The organism is Cyanobium sp. LEGE 06143 (assembly GCF_015207535.1).
Lineage (GTDB): Bacteria > Cyanobacteriota > Cyanobacteriia > PCC-6307 > Cyanobiaceae > NIES-981.
Map to the genome: position 1 here is coordinate 1 of NZ_JADEWP010000127.1, position 7,375 is coordinate 7,375.

Annotated in this window: 9 protein-coding genes and 1 pseudogene; all 10 read left to right on the forward strand. The window is 61.0% G+C overall.

Annotation, left to right across the window (positions count from 1 at the left end; genetic code table 11):
• Positions 1-775: 775 nt before the first annotated feature.
• Positions 776-2,119, forward strand: coding sequence for a hypothetical protein (locus tag IQ216_RS09590; RefSeq protein WP_193815294.1), 1,344 nt, complete (start codon positions 776-778; stop codon positions 2,117-2,119).
• A 372-nt stretch (positions 2,120-2,491) separates the two neighbouring features.
• A complete protein-coding gene (locus tag IQ216_RS09595; protein ID WP_193815295.1) occupies positions 2,492-2,956 on the forward strand; it encodes a hypothetical protein in 465 nt (154 codons plus the stop codon).
• A 67-nt stretch (positions 2,957-3,023) separates the two neighbouring features.
• A complete protein-coding gene (locus tag IQ216_RS09600; protein ID WP_193815299.1) occupies positions 3,024-4,271 on the forward strand; it encodes a glutamate carboxypeptidase in 1,248 nt (415 codons plus the stop codon).
• A gap of 252 nt (positions 4,272-4,523) precedes the next feature.
• Positions 4,524-4,688, forward strand: a complete 165-nt coding sequence (locus IQ216_RS09605) for a hypothetical protein (protein ID WP_193815296.1) — start codon at positions 4,524-4,526, stop codon at positions 4,686-4,688.
• A 366-nt stretch (positions 4,689-5,054) separates the two neighbouring features.
• Positions 5,055-5,240, forward strand: a pseudogene (locus tag IQ216_RS09610) (peptide-methionine (S)-S-oxide reductase MsrA); the annotation flags it as partial.
• Between the two features lie 10 nt (positions 5,241-5,250).
• A complete protein-coding gene (locus IQ216_RS09615; RefSeq protein ID WP_186699963.1) occupies positions 5,251-5,550 on the forward strand; it encodes a hypothetical protein in 300 nt (99 codons plus the stop codon).
• A 22-nt stretch (positions 5,551-5,572) separates the two neighbouring features.
• Complete coding sequence (locus IQ216_RS09620) at positions 5,573-5,755, forward strand: hypothetical protein (protein WP_186699965.1); 183 nt, start codon at positions 5,573-5,575, stop codon at positions 5,753-5,755.
• Positions 5,756-6,314: 559 nt separating this feature from the next.
• Positions 6,315-6,623: a motility-associated protein gene (locus tag IQ216_RS09625; RefSeq protein ID WP_193815297.1), complete on the forward strand. Its 309-nt coding sequence runs from the start codon at positions 6,315-6,317 to the stop codon at positions 6,621-6,623.
• A complete protein-coding gene (locus tag IQ216_RS09630; protein ID WP_193815298.1) occupies positions 6,617-7,123 on the forward strand; it encodes a MotA/TolQ/ExbB proton channel family protein in 507 nt (168 codons plus the stop codon). The genes IQ216_RS09625 and IQ216_RS09630 overlap by 7 nt, the downstream gene beginning before the upstream one ends.
• Before the next feature lie 64 nt (positions 7,124-7,187).
• On the forward strand, positions 7,188-7,375 hold a 188-nt coding region (locus tag IQ216_RS09635), incomplete at its 3' end, for a hypothetical protein (protein WP_228007351.1).

A 7,375-nucleotide genomic window follows, 5' to 3' on the forward strand; every position in this document is an offset into this window, starting at 1 on the left:
TCGCAGGTTGCTATGCAGTACGTGATCAGGAGATCAGTGTGCCTGTCGAGGGAAAGAATCGGCCAACATGGGCAGATTTTGGCACCCGAAAGGGTGAAATCAGCCAAGCCAACCTCAGATTCGCCAAACGTTGTTCATTCCGAGCAAATTCCAACCTTGGACCCACTTTCAGGGCTCGTTGCCCAGAGGCTCCCTAGTGACAGCCTAAAAAGATTTTACAATTACCAAGTGAGAATGCTATTTCGAGGCACGGCATCACTCTCCCCAGGATGGGCGGCCAGTAAGGTTGCAACTCAGCAATCTGGGTGCATGATTACCATGATTGCTGGAGCTGCCCGCCAGTTACACCTGAGCCGCTGGACTCTGCACAGTTGACGGAACACCGGGCTGTTTACAGCGCCGTACCATCTGGAGAACGGGAAGGTTAATCTGGAGCCACCCGGTCATCCCACCCTCCAAGACTACTGCCTGGGGATGATGCAGTACCAGTTCCGGTGGCCGCGGTAGACAGTGGGGGCAAGAATCTTCCCACCGCTGTATCAAGGCCTCGATCGGCGTACCCGGTGCCGTCACGGTGCTGGCCTTGGGTGATGGCGCAGAGGAGCGATCGGAGACTTGCTGGCCCGATGGGGAGCCCCGGCCACTGGACACATATGAAGTGCTGACTAGGCAGGGCTCGGTGATCGTCTCACTGGCTTACAGACACTACACCACCGCGGCGATAACGTAAAGCCTGGTGAACGCTTGCCGATCTTGGTCGGGCTTTCAACACTACATGGCAATTTTCACAGCAATTGGTTCCGGCCAAACTCTGACAGGAACCGACAATCCCGATCTGTTTATCCTTTCAGCTACAACAAGCCTATCGGTCATTGGTCAAGGTGGTGCTGACACTGTCGACATTGATACTGTCAGCGCTGAAGTTATCCTCCAAAACTCTTTCGTTACTCTTAAGGGCGGACCTGACCGGATTGCTCATAGAGGAGTCATCTTCAAAAGCGTCGTTCAGCTTGGTGCCGGAGGTGACACCATGACTGTCTCTGAACAGGCTGGTTTACCTGGTATTATTGATGATTCAGTCATCAAAGCTGGAGATGGGAACGATAATATCCAGGTCATGGATGAGGTCATAGACTCTACGATCGAGATGGGTGCTGGCGCCGACTCGCTCTATATTGATGATCTTACTTCTGGTGTAATCAGTATGGGCGCAGGCGCTGATACTCTCCGGATAGACCAAATTCGCGATAGCAGTGTAATCAATCTAGGCGGTGGCGCTGATTTAGCGACTACTGATGGCGTCTTGGTAGAAAGTTCCTTGCTTGCTGCAGGCGCTGGCAGTGATACTGTATCGGTTGAGGAGATTATATTCAGATCCACTGTCCAACTTGGCGGAGATGCCGACAAGCTCTTTGCTCGTTCAGTTATAGAGAGCACAATCAACGGGGGTGCTGGGGGCGATACAATCGTCATTTCTGGGAGTCTTCTAGGTAGCACGGTCTATGGCGATGCTGGCAATGATAGTATAGTCCTCCTAGACCCTATTAGCCCTTTTGATGGCGAACTGGAATCAGATAGCGCCCGCGTGTTCGGCGGAGACGGGGCTGATACTATTTTTGCTGGCCCTGGATTCGAAGGTGAACTTAATGTTTTTGGAGGTCATGGAGCTGACTTGATACAGCTTACTCGAACTTCCGAGGTTGACGTCAAGTATACCAATGCATCTGAATCCAATGTGAATTCCTTTGATACACTGCAGGCCATTGATGCCGGCACAACCGCCATTGCCAGGATCAATGTAACTGCAGTGCTTCCGCAGGAAGTGAAGATCGCCTCTAGCATTATTGGGGCTAACTTCAATACTGATAATTCTGGCGAAGTTACCTTCAAGGCCGGTGTCGGCGCTTCAATAGAAGATCGCGTTTCGGTTCTCAACGAGGATCTCAATGCCGGGCAGTTCGTTCTCTTTGATGCTGAGGGCTCGCAGTTCGTGTTCATGGCCGGTAATGATGCGTCCTCTACTGACGATGATATACTTATTCGGGTGGCAGACAATGCTGTCGTTGGGGGGCTTTCTACTGGTGGTAACGCCAGCGTCTTTCTTGAGTTCTTCTCTTAAACTAAGACTTCGTTTTGGCTGATCAGAGTCTTGGTCTGGGAATGGGGGCCACATGGCCCCTTCGCTCAGGTACTTTTTAGATGATCACTCGGTCAATTCGGGTAGCGTCCTCTCGCATCAGTGCAGCGATGGTCTCGACCTGGGCTGTGATCGAGATTGGGCGGTAGTGATTTGCGAGCTGGCTGTCGGCCTCAATCATCAGCACTGGGGTATTGAACACCTGTGCCGCAAGCCGCCATTAGTAGCCTGTCTCAGCAGAGCTAGCTAGCCCACCGTTACAAGCTCCGGTTTGGTGCGCGGGACTCGTCGCTCCACATCCCCGCTTCTGCCACCAATCCAGACAGTCGAATCATCAACGTTCCTGCAGGAACCGTGACCGGCCTGCGTAAGGCAGCGGGCGATCTCGAGGCCGTTCCCAAGCACCAGCCGGACCGGCTGGAGGCTGGCGCCTGGGCCATCGTAACCGGCAGTTTCCACGAACCCGCAGTGCTGGATGGACACCACCCGCTGCTGGAGCTGCTGGCCGATCAGCACAAGGCTGCCGTGGTGGCCCCCGATGAGCAGACTGCAGACCAGGCTCTGGTGGAGTTACAGCAACAGGCGCCTTTATTGTTTATTCAAGCGAGAACTGTACAGCGTTCTGATCTCCATCGAGCTGAGCAGTGGCTGACTGTGCAGTTCCCACCAGGTTGTTCATGTCTGCAGCTGAGCGCGACGCTGCCGGGAGCGACGCCAGCGACCAATTCCCATGCAGGCAGCTCAGGCCAGAGCGACTGTGAAACACTTTTCCTCAGCCCTGGAATTCCAGGGCTCACCAATAATATAAATGGTGCGTAGTCCCGAAGTGCTGTCCGTGTTGTCCATAACCAGCCCGCAACATGCCTTGCGGGTCTTTGCAACCCTGATGACGATCTCAGCCGGGACCGTCCAGGCAGTCCTCCCGGCATCGCCCGCCCCAATGAGGATGGGGGATCCCGTATTGCTAAGCAGCAGCCAAGCACGGGCGGTTGCCTTCCGTGATGAACTGCGCCAGCTGGTGGCAATTGACAGTGGCAGCGGCCAGCAGGAGGGGCTCGATCAGGTCGCGGATTTCCTGGCTCAGCGGCTCAGTCGCCTCGGCGCGCAGGTGGAGCGCATCCCTGCCAACCCGTCCGCAGGAGAGATTGTCGTGGGGCGGATCAGAGGCCGTGGCAGCAGGCAGATCATGTTGATGGTCCACTACGACACCATTTTCCCGGATGGGGAGGCAGACCGGCGGCCCTTTCGGGTGGAGGCAGGCCGGGCCTTTGGCCCCGGTGTGGCCGATGCCAAGGGCGGTGTCGTGATGATCCTGCAGGCTCTGGAGTTGCTGCTTGAGCGCAAGTTCACCGATTTCGCCACGATCACCGTGCTTTTTAATCCCGACGAGGAGATCGGCTCACGGGGATCGTCCGAACTCATTGCACGTCTGGCCGCTGACCAGGACGTGGTGTTCTCCTTCGAGCCCAGCCCCCCTGACTCGGTGATCAAGTCCACCAAGGGGATTGCCTACCTGACCCTGTCGGTGGAGGGCCGGGCCGCCCATGCCGGGGCCTCGCCGGAGAGTGGCCGCAATGCCGCCGTGGAGCTGGCGCACCAGATCCTTGCCCTACAGGAGTTGGGTGATTCCTCCAAGGGCACCACGGTCAACTGGACCCGGATCCGCGCCGGTGATCGACCCAATGTGATCCCTGCCGATGCGACTGCCACTGCCGACATGCGTTTCAGCGATCCCACTGAGCTGGTGCGGGTGAGGGACGAGATCAAGAGCACGATCCAGAGGCGCCGCGTTGCCAATACCAGCGCCACGCTAACGGTGCGACCCCAGCGGCCCCCGTTTCCCGCCAACGCTGCCACACAGCGGCTCGTGCGGCAGGCCCAGGCCATCCACCAGGAACTCGGCCTCAACCTCAAAGCGGTGGCGATGGGCTTCGGCACCGACGCGGGTCATGCCTACCAACCCGGAAAGCAAGGGCCCGCCGTGCTCGAAGGTTTGGGCGTGGTGGGCGGCAACCTTCACTCCCCCGCCGAGTGGGCCGACCTGGAGAGCGTGCCAGCGCGGCTCTACTTGGTGGTCCGCCTACTGGAGACCCGGCCTTGCCCCCTGCCGGGTCCCGAGCCATGCCGCGAGTGAACGTCACGCCCAGGTGCGAGACAGATTGCTGGGCGGTCAGCCGGGTCTCAGCCTGGGATGGGCTGCTAGCCGGCAGGAGTGCGGGCCGGGTCGGTTCGTGAGGACACTGGAGTGGGCCCCATCGAGGTGAGCGCAACGGATCGCTCGGCCATCGCCAGCACCTGGAGGGTGGGCTGCGCCATGGGTAGGGCCGCCTCTGTTGACGGCCGAGGGCTGGCGTTTCCGTCCGGCCAGCTGTTTACACCCCCCGCCATGGAAGCAACCACGGCACGGCACGACAAGCGCACCGGGTCCATGCTCGAAGCCCTGCTGCCCGAGCACCACGACCTGGTGCGCGAGCTGCTGGGCACCGCCACGTCCATCYCCGCCAGGAACTTCTCCCGCTTGGTGCGCTTCTTGGCGGTGGACTGCTCGTAATCGCCAAATCCCAGCTGCTTACCGCCCATCACCCCAGTCCAGGCCTGTGATTACAACACCATTATCCCGTAGTCGGACTGGTTTTTCCAGCGTCTCCCTAGTGAACGCACCCAAGTTTGAAACAGCATTGTTCGCGTGGACCAGGGCAGAGTGGGATTAGCTGATGGGCCTTCCGCTGCCGATCTTGGTGGACATCCTGGCAATCACGTCGATGGGCGATTACGCGACGAAGACCCAGGAGGAGGTGAAGACCTTGCTGAAGCGCGAGCTGCACCGGACTTGCTTGCGCCTTTCCGAGAGAGAGGTTCGATGGCCTGCTGGTTAGCCTGGCCGCATGTGAAGTCCACCATGCCTTTCCGTAACAACTATTGCCAGCAGTACCTGGCCAAACCCGGCAGCAGGCCCTACTGCTCGGCCCAGCCCACCGGCGTGCCGCTGGGGGCGTTCGTGGACGCCGACTACAGGCTTGACCTCAGGGTCTGGCAGGCCTACGACTGGTCGATCAGCCACTGCGTGCTGCGGGGCGACAACGCGCCCATCCGCCTCGACTGATCCCGCCCTGATGTCCAGCCTGCTGCTGTCGTCGATGCTGCTGTTGAGCCAGTTCTCCCCCTGGTGGGAGAACTACGACAGCACCGAGAGTTTCATCTGCCCGAACAAGGGCCGGGTGCTGGTGGAGCGCAACGACTCCCAGGCCTCGCTGATCAGCGGCGGCACCCGGGCCACCTTCTTCAGGGAGTCGTCCCAGCTGCCGGGCCTGCGCTACCGCAACCGCAGCCGCACCCTGATTCTGCGGGGCGACATCCTCACCCTCGAGCAGCTGCCCAGCCGCATTGACTGCACCCGCACCGAGCGGGTCTGAGCCCACCTCTGTCCCTGAGCCCATGACCCCCCTGCCGGACCGTGTCGTGATCGTGGCCGTGGTCAGCACCATCGGGGTGTGCTTTGCCCTGGTGCTCTGGACCGTGAAGCTCAATCCCCGCCTCGAGCTGCCGATGCAGTGGCGAGACGCCCCAGCCGCCGAGAGCCCGGCCTGGCCGACCGGCGACCGCGGCCGGCTGCTGTGACCCCTGCCCCCGACCCCCAGCAGAGCGAGCAGGAGAGAGGCGAGCGCCAGNNGCAGACGAAAATCGCGACAATATTGGTCATCATGCCGGAGAGGGCGAAGCGCCCGGTCAGCCAGATGAAGAACATGGAAGCCGCGTAGCCTGCCAGGCCAATCGCGGCGACTTTCCGGCGGCCCCAGCGGTTCGAGCGTTCGCCCCAGAAAGGGGAGGTCAGCGACCAGAGGAGGGCGGAAAGTGAGAACACCGCCCCGGCCATCCAGTCCGGCATCGCCATTTCGCGCGTCAGCTGGGGCAGCACGGCGGCGAGCAGCATCGTGTTGCCTGCGCCAATGGCCATCAGCGCAAAGAACAGCAGGATGAAGGCGCCCCGCCGGTCCGGGCGGGACTGGTCGGGAAGGGGGCCGTTGATGCCTGGCATGGTGATGGGTCCCCCTCGTAACGAGCTTTTTTTGCAGTCTGCGGTGCGCCCGAACACCCCCCTTGTGAACGCGGCTTTAAGACGCGCCGGGTCATGAAGGGTATTCGTGCTTCGCACGTCTTGAAAGGGAAATGACGCGCAGTGCTCCAACTGGCCGGTCTTGTCATCGTTCTGATCCTCGTCGGGGGCGGCCTTGCCCTGACCGGCGGGCCTGCTGCCATGCATGCGCTGCCGTTCGAGCTGGCCCTGATTGGCGGGGCGGCCATCGGAACGGTGATGCTGGCCAATTCCCCGGCCGTTGCGCGTGAAGCGCTGGCAGGCTTTGTGCGCGCATTCCGCGGCGCCCGCTGGAAGAAGAGCGACTATGCCGATCTCTTCACGCTGACCGGCGGCCTGATGCGCGCTGTGAAGCGCCGCGCATCCTGGAAGACGCCCCGGCACGCATGCTGATCTGCGACGCATTCCGGCTGATGGCACTTGACCTCTCTGATCCTCAGCGGGCGGATCAGCGGATGATGGACGCCATCGACGGGCATATGGCGCAGCGGGCCAAGGCGGTTGGCGCGCTGCAGACGCTGGCCGACGCGCTGCCCGCGCTTGGCATCGTCGCAGCCGTGCTCGGCATCATCCGGACAATGGGCGCGATTGATCAGGACCCCGCCATTCTGGGCGCGATGATCGGCGCGGCGCTGCTGGGCACATTCCTCGGCGTATTCCTCGCCTACGGGCTCGTCGGGCCGATTGCAGCACGTTATGGCCAGATCGTCGAGGAAGAGGCGATCTTCCTGGAGACGATCCGCGGCGTGATCAGCCGTTTCGGAGAGGGCGCCGCCCCCTCGCTCGCCATCGAGATGGCGCGCACGACCCTGCCCATCGCGCTGCAGCCGGAAGCCGTATCGGCGAGCGCGGCGGTTACCCCGCTCGCAGCAGCACGAAGACCAGCTGCCTGATTGGCGCGGGCGGCCAGAGCCGTTAGGCTCCTGCCTTCCCCCTGTCAGAACAAGGCTATTGACGATGTCCCGTTTCGATGAACTTGTCGCCACCGTCGAGGTTTACCAAGCCCTGGCCGAGGAGAACTACAACCGCATCCGGCGGCTGGCAGAGGAGGTTCGTTCCGGGCTCTGCGATTATCTGGGCGCCAGCGACGGGATCTGCGTGCATCTGGTGCCACCGGCGGGCCCATTCGAGCCGCGCTCCTATGG

What these genes read in the sequence shown, in the direction of transcription:
- IQ216_RS09590 (WP_193815294.1), top strand. Translation starts at nt 776, where the DNA reads ATGGCAATTTTCACAGCAATTGGTTCCGGCCAAACTCTGACAGGAACC.
- IQ216_RS09600 (WP_193815299.1), top strand. Translation starts at nt 3,024, where the DNA reads ATGACGATCTCAGCCGGGACCGTCCAGGCAGTCCTCCCGGCATCGCCC.
- IQ216_RS09615 (WP_186699963.1), top strand. Translation starts at nt 5,251, where the DNA reads ATGTCCAGCCTGCTGCTGTCGTCGATGCTGCTGTTGAGCCAGTTCTCC.
- IQ216_RS09620 (WP_186699965.1), top strand. Translation starts at nt 5,573, where the DNA reads ATGACCCCCCTGCCGGACCGTGTCGTGATCGTGGCCGTGGTCAGCACC.
- IQ216_RS09630 (WP_193815298.1), top strand. Translation starts at nt 6,617, where the DNA reads ATGCTGATCTGCGACGCATTCCGGCTGATGGCACTTGACCTCTCTGAT.